Genomic DNA, 18,613 nt, shown 5'->3' on the forward strand with positions numbered 1-18,613 from the left:
GTTCGGGGCTCTGGCTGTGAGCCTAGGGCAGATCAGGGGCCCGGTCTAGGCGTTCCGCCGTCCTTGTGGATAAACGCCCGGTTACCCCGGTTCCGGAGTTTGCGGGGCGCCCCTAAGGCAAAGAAGAGCCTACGTCCGTTTATACGTGACGGATTTACACCCCAGTTCGGGGTTTCCCAAGCTGAATGGTGAAATGCCGATCCCGTAGGTACACACTTTGTATGTACCTTCCTTGGTCACGTTCACGCTGGTGCTGTAACCGTGGTTCCCTGGCATTCCCATGATCTGGTTCACATCCGGTCTGCTTCCGTTGGCGACAAATGGGTAACCGATCCGGGTTCCATCCGGATAGCTGAGGTAGGTGTGGACCGCAATACTCGCGGCAGGCATGTCTCGATCCGCGGTCCATCCGTTTGCGCTAATCGTCGCCCCCTTAGCCGTTTGGCTAACTGACACCGAATCGAGGTATCCGACCGTCAGGGCGGCAACTCCGGAGTTCACGGTTTTACAGTCCAGCAGGCTATTACCCGTCGACAGCGGTGCAACAGCGAGGCCATACACACATACGCGATTGTCGCCGGCCGCGGAGACCGGGACTACGGCCTTGAAACCGTGCTTACCGGCAACACCAAACACCTGATTAACGCCCGGATACGCCTGATTCGCGGTAAAGGGGTAACTTTTTGTCGCACCGTCGGGGGACGTGACGTAAACATGCACCGGGATCGACGACGACGGCGCCCCGCCGTCATAGGACCAACCACTAACCGCAATCGACGCCGCGCCGACCGATTTCGTTACGATGGCCGAGTCCACATAACCAACAGGTGCGGGCGTGCCAGCGGCGAGCACATTCCGACAATCAAGCAGACTGTTACCGTAGGAAAACGCTGAGACCGCCAGACCATAGGTGCAAACACGATAGGATCCGGCCGCCGAGATCGGCACCACGGCTTTAAAACCATGGCTGCCGGCAACACCGAACACTTTATTCACCCCCGGGTACGCTTGGTTAGCCGTAAACGGGTAGCTTTTTGTCGCACCGTCAGGGGATGTCACGTAAATATGGACCGGGATCGACGCCGACGGTGTCCCGCCGTCGTAGGACCACCCACTAACCGCAAGCGATGCGCCGCTGCCCGTGTTCGTCACAACGGCGGAATCCACATAACCTGCGGGTGCGGGCGCCCCCTCGGCGAGCACATTCCGGCAATCAAGCAGACTGTTACCGTAGGAAAACGCTGAGACCGCCAGACCGTAGGTGCAAACACGATAGGATCCGGCCGCCGAGATCGGAACCACGGCTTTAAAACCGTGGTTGCCGGCAACACCGAACACTTTATTCACCCCCGGATACGCTTGGTTAGCTGTGAATGGGTAGCTTTTTGTCGCACCGTCAGGGGAAGTTACGTAAACATGGACCGGGATCGAGGCCGACGGTGTCCCGCCGTCGTAGGACCACCCACTGACCGCAATCGAAGCTCCGCTGCCCGTTCGGGCGACGACAGCTGAGTCAACATACCCAACCGGCGATGGCGAACCATCAGCGAGCAATGTCTTACACCCCAATTGAGGATTGGCATTCTTGCCGATCGCGTAAACGCAGACCTCGTACTGGCCCGGCTGGGAAATCACCGTCGTTGCTTCGTAGCCGTGATTGGCACCGAACCCCATGACCTGAGCCACATCCGGGCGGGCAACGCCAGCGACGGTGGCGAAGCTCGTTTTTGTGCCATCGGGCGCCGTAACGTACACGTGGGCAGGTATGGCGGCCTTCGTGTCAGCCATGTCAATTGCCCAGCCGCGAACCTTCAACGAAACCTTGCTACCCGTTTTGGCCACAGTGACGCTGTCAATTACACCTTGTGGCATGGGCGGGCTGGCAATTATCCTTACCTGCGCCGACGTGCTGGAAATTGAATCCACGGACACCTTCGTTCCAGCATGGGTGGTGAAGGTGCTGCCGGCCTGCCAGGTGAGGTTCGGGTTGTAATACCCCGCGAACGGGCGCGTATTCGGCGGGAGAATCAGCGAGCTGGCCACGGTGGCGCCGCCGCGCTGTACTACTTTGACGCCCCGGTTGCCGTTGACCGCGAGCTTTGTGTCGTAACCGACAGGGAGGCGAAGTTCCAGGTAATAGACCTCACCGCTCTTCGGATCGGTGAATTTGACCGCCCGGTTTGCATCCGTGCCGGCCCAGGCTTTCAGAGTGTAACTCTTGGTCCCGGCTGCCACACCGGCATCAAGAATCTCGTCCCCCCGGCCAAAGCTGCCATAGTCCCAGAGGCTGGAGCTGATGGTGGGAAGATCCGGCTGGGCAAATCCCATCAGATCCATCGCGTCAGCGTATTCGCGGATGCTGCAGCTCGTATCGGCAAACCCGCCGGAGCCGTTCGATGCGACGTCGGAAGCGCCGCTGCCGCACTGCAGACTGTCCGCGTGCATGAGCCCGAGGACATGCCCGAACTCGTGAGCCATGACGTTATTGGAATACTGACCTGGCATCGGCATCAGAATCCGGCCTGTCAGGTTGCTCGCGCTCCCGCTCCAACCGGCGCCCAGTGCACCTCCCGAAAGATTCGCCGTCGGGATGAAGACCACTAAGGCGGTATTGGACTGCGTAACCCAATTGAGCTCCCGCGTCACAGTGTCCATGATCTGCCCGTACGACTGGCCCGATGTAGCAGCTGAAGAGAAGCCGGTCACTGTGTTCGCAACGGACATGGACAGCCTATTGTTGGACATCGTTTTCCAGTATGCGCTGGCGGCGTTGACGGCGTCGGTTGCTGCGTTAACCGGGATCGAAGCTGCCTGCGTCGATGTTTGGTCCGCGAGCTTGACTGTAACGAGCTTGACCTTGATGTCACCGGTTCGGGAGAGTTGGGATTCGCCCTGAACAGCATCGAGCGGAAGGGCATCAGGGCCCTCGGACCCCGGAATGCCCTTGGCGACCTTGGAAGGCGGGGTTTCGAAGGTGTGCTCTGATCTGGGGGTTCCCTCCACCTTTTCCACGGGAACGGTCCCCGGAGTGGGGGGTGTCGCCGCATCGGCAGAGGCGGCTGAGGGAGCCAGAAGGAGGGTCGCCGAGACGGTCAGGGCAATAAGGAGCCCACCGGCTTGTCGGATCGCATGCATTTGTCGTTCTTTCTGAAGGGCAGGGCAGGGCATTGAGACATGTCGGACCTCCCCCGTGATGCTGGGATGGGTGCACGGGTTCCTGAAACCTGAAACCGGTAGAGTCTGGATCGAATAGTACAGTCAAATTGGTCAAAGTGCTGTCACGAAGCAATGCTCTGCAGGAGCAGAATGTACTTGTCATTGACAGGAGACCTGCGCCATAAGAATTCGCGCCGGAATCATCACCCTCCGGCCCGGCATGTGCGGTCAATGGCCGCACGCCGGATAGTGTGTTTGTAGTGGCCCGTCCTCGTGGGGTTCACGATGGGGAGAAATGAAGGGATCCTACTTTGAATCGTCGCACGACAGGACGATGGCACGCGCTGCTTGTTGCCTGCAGCATCGCTATGCTCACGGCCTGCTCGGCGACGGCGGAGCCCGGGTCAGTGCGAGGCGCCCTCACAGCTGTCGGCGCTGGAACCGGACAACGGGCGATGGATGGATGGCGGGACGGTTGGGTCAAGGAAAACAAACGAGTGTCCCTTGCGTTTTCCCCCGACGGCGCTGACGTTGGGAAGAAGGCGCTATTCTCCGGCACTGCATATTTTGCCGTCACGGATGCGCCCCTGACCACCGGGGACATCTCGGACTCTAAGGCGTTTTGCGGACCGCAGGGAGCCTTTGCCGTCCCGACGGCGATCATCCCCATCGCGGTCGCCTACAATCTCGGGAACGTGAAGGACTTGCACCTGGACGCGGAGTCCCTGGCCGGGATTTTCAGCGGAGACATTACGAATTGGCGGGATGCCCGGATTGTGGCGCAGAATCCGCACATCTCAATTCCGGACCGCAAAATCGTTCCCATTCATGCCGACGAGCCGTCCGCACTGACAGCGGCCTTTACTGCTTATCTGAACAAGAACGATGCGGGCGACTTGTCCCGCTCTCCCGGTGACACCCTCCCCGATGATACTGCCGGCCGTCGGGTAGACAAGCTTTCTGACCTGCCGCAGGCCCTCGACGACACGGCCGGATCCATTGGCTTCACAGACAGAGCATCCATCGGCACCCGTTTCAGTACGGCGCAACTGAAGTTTGGCTCGTCATACGGAAAGATGACAGACGACGCTCTCGATGCGTCGGTAGCAGCCGGCCAGCTGAGCGCGACCGCTGGCGGCGTGTCGATCTCCTTGGGTGACACCGATCAGGCGTACGCGCTCGGTGCCATAAATTATCAGGTCTTCTGCCACCAATATCAGCCCGAGGCCCTGGCAACGCTCGTGCAATCATGGGCGAAGTACGTGTTGAGTGATTCAGGACAGCGGGCGGCGGCAAATTCGGCAGCCGCAACTTCCCCCGGTCCGGCGGCGGTTGCATCATCCCTGCGCCTCGTCGATGCGATCACCGTCGGGGGCCGCTAGCCGGTGAACACAGCCTCATCCGCCCGACACGGCCTTTACATCGAACACCAGCATCGGAGATCCATGTCGACCGCCATCGGAAAGCAGGCCGGGACTGCGAATAAAACTCGCAGGTCACCCGCGGCAGTCTTCCTTGGGTTGTTCATATTTTTTTCGCTCGCGTTCAGCCTGTGGGCCGTGGCAACGCCGCTGATGGGCTACCCGGACGAACCAGCCCACACGATCAAGGCTGCGGCGGTTGTCAGGGGTGAGGTGACGGTTCCGCCGGGCCAGTCGTTCGGTCACGGTGTCCACGTCATCGTTCCGGCATACATCGCGAACCTGCCGGCTCAGACGTGCTTCGCTTTTCAGCGCGCAGTGCCGGCCGATTGCGCACCGCCGGTACCGGGCAACGACACCTATGACGCCATCGCGGTAACATCGGCCGGAACCTACAACCCCATGTATTACTGGATCGTGGGCCTGCCAAGCCTGGTGATGACCGGCGCCCCGGCTATCTATGCCATGCGCATTGTCAGTGCCCTGCTGTCGGCCGTCTTCTTCGCCGCCGGGTTTACGGCACTTCTGCAGCTCCGACGACCAGGGTGGCCCGTGATCGCCGCCGCCGTCGCCATAACCCCTATGACGCTGTTCCTGGGCTCCGGGATCAATCCAAATTCCATTGAAATAGGGACCACGGTCGCCCTCTTTTGCGGGCTACTGGTTGTGCTCGATAATTCCCGGGGGCTCGCCCGGGTCAGCCCTGCGATTCTGACCGTTGGAGCGTCCATAGCTGTCCTGGCGAACACGCGGTCGGTTTCCCTGGCATGGCTCCTCTGTGCCGTTGTCGTCGCGTTCCTCTTTTACCGCTGGCGCGATGTGGCGTCCCTGTTCCGCAATAGGTTAACACTCGTGACCATCGGTATCGCCGCCGTTGGAGTTGTTCTGGGGCTGGCATGGATGGTCCTGACCCTATCCACGCCGGCATCCAGCGGTGTGGCTCCGGAAGGCATCGCCAACGCCACTCACAACGTCGCCTCTTATCAGGCTTTTGTCACGATGCTGGACAGGACGTTTGACTTCATCACGCAATACATCGGCGTCATGGGCTGGCTGGATACGCCCGTGCCCCAGATGGTCCTCTCGTTCTGGAGCATGCTATTTGTTCTTGCGATCCTGCTCCCGCTGATCACCCGGCCGAGACGCCTGGCTTATGTTTTCGTAACGACCCTGCTAATGCTGGCTGTGGTCCCGGCTGTGATACAGGCCGTACTCGTCGGCAGTGTCGGATTCATCTGGCAAGGACGCTATACGATGCCGCTGGTGATCATCACGCTGATCTCTGCCGGGATGGCTTTGCGCTGCCATCGGTTTTCCACATCTGCCCGGGCGCCAGTGCTGGGCAGGCTGTTCTTAATTTCGGCCCTGGTCGCTCATGTGGCTTCGTTCGCCTACGTGCTGCGTCGGTATGTCGCGGGCATTCAGGATCTGAGCACTTGGCAGACAATGATCAGTCATCCCTCATGGCAGCCCCCGCTCGGTTGGCCGGTGCTCACCATCCTCTATGCAGCCCTCCTCACAGTGGCGGCCCGTTCGTTGTACAGCTATCTATTCCCAGGGTTCAAGTTGTTTGTCCGGCCGCGGCACCGCGCCAAGGCAGCCGCCCCGGACGTCCGGCCAGGAGTGAACCCTGCCGCCGACGCCCGGAGCGGGCCCGCCTGATCGCGCTCCCGTTCCTCAGGTGGGTCCGGGGCCTACCGGCCCAGGTACTCCCGCAACCGCAGGCCGGCATCCGCCGGGGCGAATCCCGAAGCTTTGATTTTCCCAAGATCCAGCGCGCTGTTGAGCGGCCGCGGTGCGGCTTCCTTCCCGGCAAAGTACGTGCCGGTGTCAACGCCAGTGACCGCGTCCCTGTCGGCTCCGGAGATCTCATAGACGTCGGCGGCGATGTCCGCCCACGACTGGGGGGCGCCGTCGTTGCTGAGGTTGTAAGTGCCGTATGTGGCCCCTGAATCCACCAGATGCCGGATTCCCGCGGCGATGTCTTCTGTGAAGCTCAGCCGGCCGATCTGGTCGTTGACCACTGAAGGCCTGACGCCGCGTCCGGCCAGGTTTGCCATCGTCCGGACGAAGTTATTGCCCTCCCCGATGACCCAGCTGGTGCGCACGAGGTAATGCCGCGGAACTACACCGACGACGGCGTCGCCGGCGGCCTTGGTCTGTCCGTAGACCCCCAGTGGTGTAAACGGTTCGGTCTCGGAATGCAGCGCCTGAGTGCCATCGAATACGTAATCACTGGAAACATGGACCAGCGTCACCCTGTAGTCGGTCGCGACTCTCGCCAGCCGGGTCACAGCGGTGACGTTGAGTGCCCACGCCGCCGCTCTGCCCTCCTGCGTTTCGGCGGTGTCGACGGCGGTGTAAGCTGCCGCGTTGATGATGCTGGTGTAATTTTTCCAGTTCCGGCCCGTGTAGGACGCGTCAACGGTGAGATCAAAGTCCGCACGGCCGGCGAACTCCACCGAGGCGTCCCCGGCATAGGCCTTCCGCAGAGCCTTGCCCAGCTGTCCGTCCGCTCCCAGCACCAGGGTCTTTTTCCCGGGCATGGGCGTTACATCTGGCAGACGGGGGTGTGACTTGTCCTTATCCGAAAGCTCGGCGTTTCCCAGAGGTATCGGCCAGGCAATATTAGCCGTCTCGTCAGCCAGGTTCAGGAAAGTGTATTGCCCCTGCGCGTCCGCGCTCCAATGGTCGTTGACCAGATAGGTATAGGCGGTGTTGTCCTCCAGCGTCTGGAAAGCGTTCCCCACCCCACGCGGAATGAATATGGCCTGACTGGCGTCCAGTTCCGTGCTGAAGACCGCGCCAAAGGAAGGGCCCTCGCGGAGGTCCACCCAGGCGCCGAAGATCCTACCCGTCGCCACGGCGACATATTTGTCCCACGGCTCCGCATGGATACCGCGTGTGGTGCCGGCCTTTTCGTTGAAGGAAATGTTGTTCTGGACCGGGGTGAAGTCCGGTAGGCCAAGTGCCAACATTTTCTCCCGTTGCCAGTTTTCCTTGAACCAGCCCCGGTTGTCGCCGTGCACGGGCAGGTCGTACACCACGACGCCGGGAATCGCCGTTTCGGTGGCTCTGAGCTTTTTGGAAAATTCAATGGTCATGGCTACTGACCCTGCACCTGGTACCTGGCTTCGGTCGCAGCCTTTTGCGGGCGCCACCATTCCTCATGCTTCCGGTACCAGGCAATCGTGTCTTCGATGCCGGCGTCGAAGTTGGCGAATTTCGGGACCCAGCCCAGTTCGCTGCGGAGCTTGGACGAGTCGATGGCGTAGCGCAGATCGTGCCCGGGCCGGTCTGTCACATGGTCGTAGGCGTCCCCGGGTAGTCCCATGTGGGTGAGGATCTGCTCCACCACGTCCTTATTGTTTTTCTCGCCGTCCGCTCCGATCAGGTATGTCTCGCCGGTCACTCCCTTGTCCAGAATGGTCAGGACCGCGGCGGAGTGGTCGTTGGCATGGATCCAATCCCTGACGTTCTCACCGGCTCCATAGAGCTTGGGGCGGATTCCGTCGATGACGTTGGTGATCTGCCGCGGGATGAATTTCTCCACATGCTGATACGGGCCGTAGTTGTTGGAACAGTTACTGATCGTGGCCTGCAGCCCGAAGGAGCGCACCCACGCGCGGACCAGCAGATCCGAACCGGCTTTCGTGGACGAGTACGGACTGGACGGGTTGTACGGCGTGCTTTCCGTGAAACGCTCCGGATCCTCAAGCTCCAGGTCGCCGTAGACCTCGTCCGTGGAGATGTGGTGGAACCGTTTGTTGTGCTTGCGGGCCGCTTCGATCAGCGTGTACGTGCCGATGATATTTGTATCCAGAAACGGCCGGGGGTCATGCAGGGAATTGTCATTGTGGGATTCGGCTGCGTAGTGCACGACGACGTCGGCAGCGGCCGTGAGCCTGTCCGTCAGCGAGCCGTCGCAGATGTCCCCCTGGACAAAACTGAAGCGTTCAGCGGGCAGTCCGGCCAGGGATGCCAGGTTTCCTGCATATGTCAGTTTGTCCAGCACGGTGACATGATGGTCCGTATTGTCGAGGACATAGTGAACGAAATTGGATCCGATGAAGCCGGCGCCGCCGGTGACAAGAATTTTCTGCATGCCTATCAAGGTACCCGTTCGCACGTGCCGGTGCGCAGCCGGGGCACTGACGCGGTAGCCCCGGAAGCCCGGCAAATTCCCGCAGGTGAACCTCCGGCCGGTGTCGGACGCGGCAGCAGCCCGCACTCGCCTGTGGCCTTGCTGCTGCCCATTAGCAACTTCAGCCACCTCCGGTTTATGGTACATATGAACATCGGAGCGTGGTCTCGCGGTCGGTGACTTCCATGAAATCCGAGGTTATTCGTGCAAACATTCAAGGCTGCCCCCTGCCTGATTGCGGCCAGTGTGGCACTCACGCTGTTCGTCGGAGGGCAAACGGCGTCCGCCGCGCCGACCCCGCCGCCTCCGCCACGTCCGGGCACCGCTGCGACGTCCGCCCCACCGGCCGGGACACCGTCGCCTTCCCCGGCGCCGCCGTCGGCTTCGCCGTCGAAACCTGCGCCGTCGACTCCTGCGCCGAAGGCAGCGACTCCGGCGGCCGGCCCGTCCGCACCAGCGGCTTCCCCGGGTGCTGCGTCGGCCGATCCACACCAGCGACCCATAGGAGGCGGCGCCGTCATGGGAGGGGCCGATGCCGGCGGGGTCCCGGAGGCGGGCAGCGCGGCCAGGCTTGCCGCGCCGCAGGGGATCCCCGCTTCAGGCATCGAGCCCTCCGTCGCCGAGCAGCCGAACGGGACCCAAAAAAATCCGTTGGGGCTGGATGTCAGCGGCTGGCAGCAGAATGTCGATTGGAATTCGGTCCGGAACCGCGGAGCGCGTTTCGCCTACATAAAGTCGTCGGAAGGTCCGTGGGCGCTCAATGATTACTTTGGCCAGCAATACAAGGGCGCTGCCAACGCCGGGCTGATCCGCGGAAGTTATCACTTTGCCCGGCCGAATCTGTCCAGCGGCGCATCCCAGGCACAGGTCATGCTGTCCAGCGGCGGCGGCTGGAGCGCTGACGGCAAAACGATGCCGCCTGCGCTGGATATCGAGGACAATCCCTATGACGACGGCACCGGGAAGTGCTATGGCCTCAGCCCGGCACAAATGGCCTCTTGGGTCAACGACTTTGTCACGACCATTTCCCGGAACACGAACAAGGCCGCCGTTATCTACACGGGCTACTATTTTTGGCAGGACTGCCTGGGCGGGACCACCCGGTTCGCGCAAACGAACCCGCTGTGGATCGCCGCCTATTATGCGTCCAGCCCCTGGATGCCGGGGGGCTGGCCGCAGCACACCATCTGGCAGTACGCCGACGGGTATGCCGACGCCGGTCAAACACGGACAGCAACGTTCCCTGGGGATCAGAATGTCTTCAATGGCACCATGGATCAGCTGCGGAAACTCGCCGGAGCTCCGAACAACACCTCAGTCGGCCCTGTCGGGGCTGTCGGGTTGATCCCGGGCGCCACCCTGATCTCCGGAAAGTGGGCCGGTGACGGCAAGTCCTATATCGGCTGGTACAAGGATTCCTTCTGGTGCCTGCAGATGCCGGCTGCGGAGCGCAAGTGCTTCTACTTCGGCAGTCCCGGTGACAAACCCGTGGTTGGCGACTGGGACGGTGACGGCACGGATTCCATCGGTATAGTGCGCAACGGTTCGTGGCAGCTGACCAACAGCGTCAACAGTCTGACCGTGGACATTGTCCAGAACTATGGTGTGGGGTCGGACAGTCCGATTGTCGGAGACTGGAACGGCGACGGTAAGACAACTATCGGCATCTTCCGCAGCGGCAGCTGGCAGCTGACCAATTCACAGAGCGGGGGACCGGGCGTCGACGTTGTATCCAACTACGGCATCCCCTCCGACACCCCCCTCATTGGTGATTGGAATGGAGATGGCAAGGATACTTTCGGGGTCTGGCGGTCCGGCATATTTTGGCTATCCGACAACGCGCAAAGTCCTGTGGTGAAATACGTCTTTCCCTATGGAGTTCCGACGGACCGGCCCACGGTCGGCGACTGGGACGGTAACGGTAAGTCGACTGTGGGGATCGTCCGCGGCAATGGCTGGCAGATGACGAATAACCTCGGGACCCTCACGGTGGATTCGGTCCGGCAGTAGCCCGGTCCGCGCAGCAGGGGGATCAGGCCGCCTGCTGCGCGGACCGCTTCGATGCCTTGGTTCTGCGTGCCGCTTCCAAGAGGGCGCGAAAAATCATCAGACGCGCCTGGAGGATCCGGCGGAGCGAACGCCATCCGGTCGGCGTCACGTTGTTGCCGTGCAGACGGCGCAAAAGCGTCGGTTCGTCGAGATGGGCCATGGAGCCTGCCACATTGCCGCAGAGCGCGAGCCACAGGTCATGGGACTCCTTCAGATAGGACGGAACTGGCGTGAAGACCCGGGCCTGGGCACGCGTCATCGCCATGCCGCAGCCATAGTATGGCCTGTACCCGACCAAAATACCGGCGATATTCCGGGCGTGGTGCCCTGAATCGGCGGCCCGGAGCAGCGGAACTTTACCTCTGTCGCCGTCGTCCAGAACAGCAAAGTTGCTGGCGACGACATCCGCCCCCTGCAGCGCCCGCAGCATGACCGCCAGCCGCCCCGGAAGCCAGACGTCGTCCTGGTCCGCCAGAAAGACGTACTCACCCTTGCTGGCGAGCACCGCCTGTTCGAAGGACCGCACGTAGCCTTGGTTTTGTACCGCCTGCAGCACCGTGATGCGGTCATCGCTAAAGGTCCGGACTACCTCAACCGTCGTATCGGGGGACGCATCGTCGACGATCACCAGTTCATCGTTCGGTCCGAGCTGGCGCATTATCGACTCAATCTGTTCCGCCACATATTCCGCGCCGTTGTATGTCGCCATGCAGACGCTGGCCCGAATGCCCAGGGACGTATCCTCATGCTGCGCGTTCATGGTTCCACTTCTCCGTCGGACGATGATGCGGCGCTGACGCCGCGGCAGAGGGGTACCTGCCGTTGACCACTCTAGGCGATCGACTTTAGGCGATCGGCGATGCCGCTCCGCTTTCCCGTAAGATCATTTGAGACCTCCACCAGTCAAGGACCAAAGCACCGAATGAAGACCGTATTACTGCGCCTATCGGGTTTCACAGTGCTGCCATTGCTGTCTTTGATCACTCCGCTGCTCCTGCTGCCCGTCATAGCGGGATTCGTGGGTCCGGGCGGAATTTCCAGCGTCATATCCGGTCAGGCGATCGGAACCTTCGGAGCCACGGTACTCATGTGGGGCTGGAACGTGGACGGACCGGTCGCCATCGCGCGCGCCCACGACGCTCGGAGCCGCGGTGCCGTCTATCTGAAAAGCATCCGCACCCGACTGGTCCTGTTGGTTCTGGTTCTTCCCGTCTCCGCGGCCATTGCCGCCGCCGTGGCGGTGCCCGGGTTCCGTGTTGAAGCAGTGAGCATGGCGTGGGCTTCCGTGCTGGCCGGCATGTCGCCCGCATGGTTCTGCATCGGATTGGGACAGCCCCGACTGCTGGCACTTTACGACACGATCCCCAGATTTATCGCAACGGCGCTCGCCGCGCCGCTGCTGTTGCTCACGCATCAATTGTGGAACTACACCGCAATTCTCGCCGTAGCCACCGTGGCGACCCTGATCATGTTCCACCGCAGATTCTCGCGGGACGGTCAGTGGCTCCCGACTTCGCTGGCAACGACCTTGCGGGAACTGAAAAGCCAAGGCCACACGGCAGGCATAAATCTCGCCGGAAACGCCTACGCATCGACACCGACGCCGATTGCCACCGTCACCTCACCGCCGGTGGCCTCGGGCAGCCTCGCGACGGCTGATACCTTGTACCGGTTCGGGCTGTTCACCGTGGTGGCGCTGGGCAACGCCTTTCAGAGCTGGACGATTGAGCGGGGCATCAGCAACGGCCGTCAGCGGCACATCGCCGCGATCTGGGCCCATGCCGGGCTCGGCCTGGCAGGTGCCGTCATTCTGACGGCGCTGGGGCCCTTCGTCAGCAATGTCCTGTTTGCCGGTCAGATCCAGGCCACCATCCAGGTCTGTTTTTTCTACGGCATTGCTTTTCTGTTCCTCTCGGCCAGCACCCCCTTTATCCGCAATTTGCTGATTCCGGCGGGCCAGAAGGCCCTGATCCTTCGGTGGACCCTGGTTTCAGCGGTACTGGGTGTGGCAGCGATGCTGGCCGCGGGTCTCACCGGAAATACCCCCGGGATAGCGCTTGGCATGGCGCTGAGCGAAGTCGTCCTTTTTGCCTCGCTGCTGGCTCCATCACTGCGCGTACTCAATGATGAGAGGAACCATCACCATGAACCATGAAGACCAGTCCGATGTCGTCGTGGCCATCATCGCGGCCTACCGTCCCAAGGACAATCTGGCTGACACTGTCCGTGCACTCGCGGAGCAAGTGACCCACGTTGTCGTCGTCGACGACGGATCCCCGCATGGCTCCGAAGATGTCCTCACCGCCATTGAAGCGGCGGGAGCCACCGTGCTCCGCCAGGAGCACAACGCTGGTATCGCGGCAACCCTCAATGCCGGGGTGCACTACGCCGAGAAAACTTGGGATCCGAAGTATTTTCTCACTTTGGACCAGGATTCAACGGTTACCGGCCGGTACGTGGAGTTGGCCCTGACATGCCTTACCGAGGCGGGATCCGCCGATCTGGAGATCGGATTTGTCTGCGCCACGGCCTACAGCGGGCATCCGACGCCGCAGCTTTCGCCGAAGCTAAGGATCGGGGGCGGCCCGGCTGAAGCCTTTGACCCGATGCAGTCCGGATTCTTCATTCCGCGCTCGACGTGGCAACGCGTCGGTTATTTTGCGGAATCGTTTTTTATCGACGGGGTTGACTCCGACTTCACGATGCGGTGCCGTGACGCCGGCCTGAGAGTTGTCATCGGCCCCGGCTGCACGCTGGAACACGATCTGGGGGAACGCGGCCACGCCACGTTGTTCGGGCGGAGAGTCAGCGTTTTCGGGCGTGACATTTCCTACAACTATCATTCACCCAGCCGGGTCTATTACATCTGCCGCAACGGGACAGTCCTCAGCAGAAGGTACGCGTTGAAGGCGCCTGGCTGGGTTGCCCGCAGACTGCTGGAAGAATCCAAGGCACACATCCTGCGGCTGCTCTTTAGCCCGGGCAGGCGCGCCCTGGCGATGGCTGCAGCCGCTGGGTTCCGTGACGCTGTCAACGGACGCACGGGACGGATGCCTGCTTCGCTCGAGGACCGCCTGCATTAATGACACGCGCGGCGGGGGCAGGTGGGCACGGTACTGCTTCCCGGCCGGGGCACCGGCACTTGATATAGTTTGGACATCATGGAATCTCCCCCCACCGCGCGCGCTCTAGTTATCATGCCCGCATGGAATGAAGCCGAATCTGTTGGTTCGACAGTTGCGGAAGTTTTGGCCGTGAGTACTCACTATGACGTCCTGGTGGTCAATGACGGATCCTCCGACGACACCGCAGCCATCGCTGCCCGCGCAGGAGCCACGGTCCTCAATCTTCCCTTCAATCTGGGGGTCGGGGGGGCCATGCGCGCGGGCTTCAAATATGCCCGGCGTCTGGGTTATCATCAGGTGATTCAGGTCGATTCCGATGGCCAGCACGATCCGACGAACATCGCCGAAGTTCTCGCCGGGCTGGACCGCGCTGATATTTCCATCGGGGCCCGCTTCGCCGAACGTGGCGATTATGCGGTGAAGGGGCCCCGGAAATGGGCCATGCAATTCCTGGCGAGCGTTATTTCATCCCTGGCCAAGACCCGGCTGACCGATGTCACCAGCGGCTTCCGTGCGGCGAACGACCGCGCCATCAGCCAGTATCTGGACCACTACCCCGCCGAGTATTTGGGCGACACGATTGATTCCCTGGTCGTGGCTGTCCGATCCGGTTGCACCGTGACCCAGGTACCAGTCGAAATGAGACCACGGCAAGGCGGAAAACCGAGCCACAATCCGGTAAAAGCCGCCATGTACCTGGGTCGTTCGGTTTTCGCCCTGCTGTTTGCGCTGACCCGTAGGCGATCTTCGGTTGTCGCGCCGCGTGAAGAAAGTGCGGAAGCCTAGACAATGGGAAACATCGCAGCCTTTCTGTTGGCGCTTGCCATCGTGGCCATCGTCGTCGATATGTTGCGCCGCAAGAAGCTACGCGAAAAATACGCCGTTCTCTGGCTGGTGGTCGGGGTTGCGACCGTCGTGCTGGCGGCATTTCCCCGCCTGCTGAACATTGTGGCGGAAATCGTCGGCGTACAGATACCATCCAACTTGTTGTTTGCCATGAGTATTTTGATGCTGCTCGGTGTGTGCCTGCATCTGTCGTGGGAGATTTCTGTCGTCGAGGATGAGACTCGCACTTTGGCCGAAGAAGTCGCCATCCTACGGACACAGGTTGAACACTTGGCAGCCGATCATTCTCCAAATGTTCCTGAGCAGCTGATTCTCAGGACCGATACTGCTAACGAAAGCACCGACAACTAAATGCCTTTGGATATTTTTATTCCCTACTGGGGCGACCCCGCCTTCATGAAAGAAACCGTTGCCAGCGTTCTGGCGCAGAAAAACGGCGACTGGCTCCTGACCGTGGTGGATGATGCCTACCCCAGTCAGGAAATCCCCGACTTCATGGCGGGCATCAGCGACCCCCGGGTGAAATATATCCGTAAAGACCGAAACGAAGGCATTACCGCCAACTACCGGACCTGCGTGTCGTTGGTTGATCAGGAAATCATGGTCATTCTGGGCTGCGATGACGTCCTACTGCCAAATTACGTCGACGTCATCCTCGACGCGCACCGCCGTTTTCCGGACGCGGCGATAATCCAGCCCGGCGTGCAGGTAATCGATGAACACGGTGTGGTGGTTTCGACCCTTACGGACACCATTAAGCAGCGCCTTGTCCGTCCGAGGGGAAACGGCCGGCAGGTAATCTCAGGAGAAGTGCTGGCCACCAACCTGATGCATGGGGACTGGCTTTACTGGCCGGCTCTGGCCTTTCGGACGGAAAAGATCCGCGAGGTGGATTTCCGGGAGGGTTTTCCGATCATCCAGGATCTGGCACTGATCATGGACATGGTCTACCGAGGCGACCAACTACTGATTGACCCCACATTGTGTTTTTCATACCGCCGCCATTCCAACAGTGCCTCATCGACAAAGCTCATCGATGGGTCGCGCTTCGCCGGTGAACGCGAGTATTTCTCCGTCGCCGCGGCGCAGGCAGACGAGCTGGGCTGGAACCGCGCAGCATTGGCCGCCAGGCTGCGCATCACGTCCCGGGCACATGCCCTGTCCCTGCTTCCAAAGGCCGTTGGCAGCAGGCACACCACAGCCATCCGGGCCCTCGTCCGCCACACATTCGGCAGCTGACTGCCGCAACGAAAGGTCCAATGTGACTACTCCTTCATCCTCAGCCCGACCTGGCGGAACCGTCCTTATCACGGGCGGAGCCGGTTTCATCGGCTGTGCCATCTCCGCCGCTCTTGTGGAATCCTTTGACCGCGTGGTCGTCGTGGACAGTCTGCATCCGCAAATCCATGCCAGCGGCCGCAGACCTCCCGAGCTGGCGGCAGCGGCAGAACTGATTGTCCGCGACGTGACCGAAGCGGCCACATGGGATGACGTCCTGGCAACTGTCACGCCCGACGTCGTTATCCATCTCGCCGCCGAAACGGGTACGGCGCAATCCCTCAATGAGTCGACGAGGCATACGCACGTCAATGTGGTGGGAACATCCCAGCTCCTGGACGGTCTTAATCGCCACCACAAGCTCCCGCGGCGGATCGTTCTGTCATCCAGTCGTGCCGTGTATGGGGAAGGGGCCTGGCGCCGTGCCGACGGCCAGCTGTTCTACCCCGGCCAGCGCACCAGCGTGACCCTCGAAAAGGGCGAATGGGACTTCCCGGGCGCGGAACCGGTTGCCATGAATGCGGCACAAACGTTCCCGGCGCCGGTCAGTGTTTACGGCGCCACTAAACTGGCGCAGGAAAACATTCTGCAGGCCTGGGCAAAGTCCTATGATGTGGAGACGGTCATTCTCCGGCTCCAGAATGTCTACGGCCCGGGGCAATCCCTGATTAATCCGTATACCGGCATTATGAGCCTCTTCTGCCGGATGGCTATGGGCGGGAAATCAATTCCACTCTATGAGGACGGGGATGTCCGCCGGGACTTCGTCCTCATTGACGATGTATCCGCCGCCATCGTCGCAGGGGCGATCAGCACGCGTGTGCAGGGCGCGCCAATGGACATCGGTTCCGGCGAGTTCCAAACGATCGGTACCGCAGCCGGCCTGATTGCACGGCATTACAACGCGCCGCAGCCACACGTCACCGGCCAATACCGGCAGGGAGACGTCCGGCATGCCTGGGCCGATGTATCTGCCGCGGCGGACGTCCTCGGCTGGAAGCCGCAATACAGTCTTACCCAGGGAATTGACCTCCTGGCCGACTGGATCGACGCCCAGCCGGGCGTTCAGCCAGCGTAACCCCCGGCTGGACCAAAGGATATGACACACCGGAGAACAGCGGCCGTTGTCTCGCTCTACAACCCGGACGCCAGTGTTCTGGACAATGTGGGCGCGCTACTCCGGCAGGTCGACGTCGTCATTGCCGTCGATGACGGCAGTTCCGACGATCCGACGTGGGTGCTGGCGCAGCTGGCCACACTCGGCTGCCGGATTGTGCGGCTGGCCACCAATTCCGGCATCGCCGCGGCGCTGAATGCGGGCATTGCCGCGGCGTGCGCGGACCGCGCCGCAGTCCCGGCGTTCATCCTCACAATGGACCAGGACTCCCGGGTTGAAGCCGGGTACGTGGACAAGCTGGTGACGGCATTCGACCAGGCAACTGCGGCCGATGTCGCGGTAGGAATGGTGGCGCCCGGGCGCATTCGGGGACTGGGTACCCGGCGTTCGGGTCATGTCGGCCCGGTCGTGCTGGGCGGCGAACCGATTCAGTCCGGACTGCTGATACCGGTGACAGTCTTGGACCGTTTGGGCCCACTGATGAGCGAACTGTTTATCGATGGCGTGGACACTGAGTTTTATCTGCGGTGCCGTACAGCAGGCTACCAGGTGGTGATCGCCGAAACAGCTGGCCTGGACCACTCGCTGGGGAGCATGCGTCCGGCGGAGTTTTTGGGTTGGCAACCGGCCCTTGGCGGAAAACCGGTCTTGGTCAGGACCGCCGCAGCCTACCGGTATTACTATATTTTCCGCAACCGCCAACTTCTGGTCAACAGGTACTGGCTGCGGCAGCCCGGATGGGCCGTCAAGGGAATGCTGGCCGACTGTCGGCATCTCATGATTGTTAGTCTGCTCGTGCCCGGACGCTTGGAGCGCCTCAAAAACGCCGTCGCGGGAGCACGCGACGGACGCCACCGGGTGACCGGTCCACGTGTGGCTCGATAACGGCTCGGCGGTGTCAATACAACCTCACCTTGGGCCCACAGACGCCGTGTACAGCCGGTGGGCACCTTCAACAGCCAGCTCTCTAGCCAAAGGACATCTTCCCGTGGATAGTGTATCCGTAGTTAGTTCGGTCTCGGGTCGGGGAATCCGTCCCTGATCCTCATACGCCGAAAAGAGCAGCCGCGTCCCCGCGTTCGCGGCGGATCTTCGGCGCGGCACTGCTTTTTGTTGCCGTTTTTACTGCCGTGGTACTGGCGCGCGAAAGCGGTCCCGCGACCGGATATTGGCTGCTGGGTCTCGCCGGAGTTCTGGTCCTGCTGATTCCCTCCTCCCCCATCCTGTCGCAGCGGATCCTCATCAACGGCCAACGTTGCCTCTCCCGGATCTAACAGGACAGCAGCCCGGATCGCCGCCAAGCCGGTATGGCGGGTCTGGGGCTCCTACTCCCTGTTGGGGTCTGTATTGTGCTTGCCTACGGCCAGATTCAGCATTCCGGAACCATCTCGTATTACTTCTAAAAGGATCTGAATGCGGTCGAACTCTTCGCCTGGGTTCTCATGGAAGACGCCCGCCCGCGTGCGGTATCTCTTGG

Annotated in this window: 14 protein-coding genes; 10 read left to right on the plus strand and 4 right to left on the minus strand. The window is 61.4% G+C overall.

The annotated features are described in order from the left end of the window. Positions 1-129 precede the first annotated feature (129 nt). Positions 130-3,168, minus strand: a complete 3,039-nt coding sequence (locus tag QMG52_RS09995; protein WP_349361689.1) for a M12 family metallo-peptidase — start codon at positions 3,166-3,168, stop codon at positions 130-132. A gap of 356 nt (positions 3,169-3,524) precedes the next feature. Between QMG52_RS09995 and QMG52_RS10000 the strand changes: the two genes are divergently transcribed. Continuing rightward, the gene (locus tag QMG52_RS10000; protein WP_283560340.1) at positions 3,525-4,538 is read left to right on the plus strand and encodes a substrate-binding domain-containing protein; all 1,014 of its coding nucleotides are present in this window, start codon (positions 3,525-3,527) and stop codon (positions 4,536-4,538) included. Positions 4,539-4,601: 63 nt separating this feature from the next. Further along, entirely contained in the window at positions 4,602-6,239 is a 1,638-nt protein-coding gene (locus tag QMG52_RS10005) for a DUF2142 domain-containing protein (RefSeq protein ID WP_283560263.1), read from the plus strand. A 32-nt stretch (positions 6,240-6,271) separates the two neighbouring features. On the opposite strand, the gene QMG52_RS10010 is transcribed toward QMG52_RS10005, so the two are convergent. Further along, positions 6,272-7,681: a sugar nucleotide-binding protein gene (locus tag QMG52_RS10010; protein ID WP_283560264.1), complete on the minus strand. Its 1,410-nt coding sequence runs from the start codon at positions 7,679-7,681 to the stop codon at positions 6,272-6,274. Between the two features lie 2 nt (positions 7,682-7,683). Continuing rightward, positions 7,684-8,682 (minus strand): dTDP-glucose 4,6-dehydratase, encoded by a 999-nt coding sequence (gene rfbB / locus QMG52_RS10015; RefSeq protein ID WP_283560265.1) that lies wholly within the window; start codon positions 8,680-8,682, stop codon positions 7,684-7,686. Between the two features lie 558 nt (positions 8,683-9,240). Between rfbB and QMG52_RS10020 the strand changes: the two genes are divergently transcribed. Beyond that, entirely contained in the window at positions 9,241-10,731 is a 1,491-nt protein-coding gene (locus QMG52_RS10020; protein ID WP_283560266.1) for a GH25 family lysozyme, read from the plus strand. A 22-nt stretch (positions 10,732-10,753) separates the two neighbouring features. Here the strand turns inward: QMG52_RS10020 and QMG52_RS10025 are convergent, their stop codons facing one another. Next, positions 10,754-11,530, minus strand: a complete 777-nt coding sequence (locus tag QMG52_RS10025; RefSeq protein ID WP_283560267.1) for a glycosyltransferase — start codon at positions 11,528-11,530, stop codon at positions 10,754-10,756. A 162-nt stretch (positions 11,531-11,692) separates the two neighbouring features. Here QMG52_RS10025 and QMG52_RS10030 point away from each other — a divergent pair, with 162 nt between their 5' ends. From QMG52_RS10030 to QMG52_RS10060, 7 genes are all read left to right on the plus strand, one after another. Then, positions 11,693-12,925: a polysaccharide biosynthesis protein gene (locus QMG52_RS10030; RefSeq protein ID WP_283560268.1), complete on the plus strand. Its 1,233-nt coding sequence runs from the start codon at positions 11,693-11,695 to the stop codon at positions 12,923-12,925. After that, positions 12,915-13,853 (plus strand): glycosyltransferase, encoded by a 939-nt coding sequence (locus QMG52_RS10035; protein WP_283560269.1) that lies wholly within the window; start codon positions 12,915-12,917, stop codon positions 13,851-13,853. Before QMG52_RS10030 ends, QMG52_RS10035 begins: the two co-directional genes overlap by 11 nt. A 78-nt stretch (positions 13,854-13,931) precedes the next feature. Continuing rightward, on the plus strand, positions 13,932-14,681 hold the full coding sequence (locus QMG52_RS10040; RefSeq protein WP_283560341.1) for a glycosyltransferase family 2 protein: 750 nt from the start codon (positions 13,932-13,934) through the stop codon (positions 14,679-14,681). Between the two features lie 3 nt (positions 14,682-14,684). Beyond that, positions 14,685-15,092 carry a DUF2304 domain-containing protein gene (locus tag QMG52_RS10045; protein ID WP_283560270.1) on the plus strand — a complete coding sequence of 136 codons (408 nt, stop codon included), beginning with the start codon at positions 14,685-14,687 and terminating at the stop codon, positions 15,090-15,092. Next, entirely contained in the window at positions 15,093-15,980 is an 888-nt protein-coding gene (locus QMG52_RS10050) for a glycosyltransferase family 2 protein (RefSeq protein WP_283560271.1), read from the plus strand. It begins immediately after the preceding gene. A 22-nt stretch (positions 15,981-16,002) separates the two neighbouring features. Then, the gene (locus tag QMG52_RS10055) at positions 16,003-17,097 is read left to right on the plus strand and encodes an NAD-dependent epimerase/dehydratase family protein (protein ID WP_283560272.1); all 1,095 of its coding nucleotides are present in this window, start codon (positions 16,003-16,005) and stop codon (positions 17,095-17,097) included. Between the two features lie 21 nt (positions 17,098-17,118). Next, positions 17,119-18,021 carry a glycosyltransferase gene (locus tag QMG52_RS10060; RefSeq protein ID WP_283560273.1) on the plus strand — a complete coding sequence of 301 codons (903 nt, stop codon included), beginning with the start codon at positions 17,119-17,121 and terminating at the stop codon, positions 18,019-18,021. Positions 18,022-18,613: the final 592 nt, after the last annotated feature.

It is taken from the genome of Paenarthrobacter sp. PH39-S1 (assembly GCF_030063245.1).
GTDB lineage: Bacteria > Actinomycetota > Actinomycetes > Actinomycetales > Micrococcaceae > Arthrobacter_M.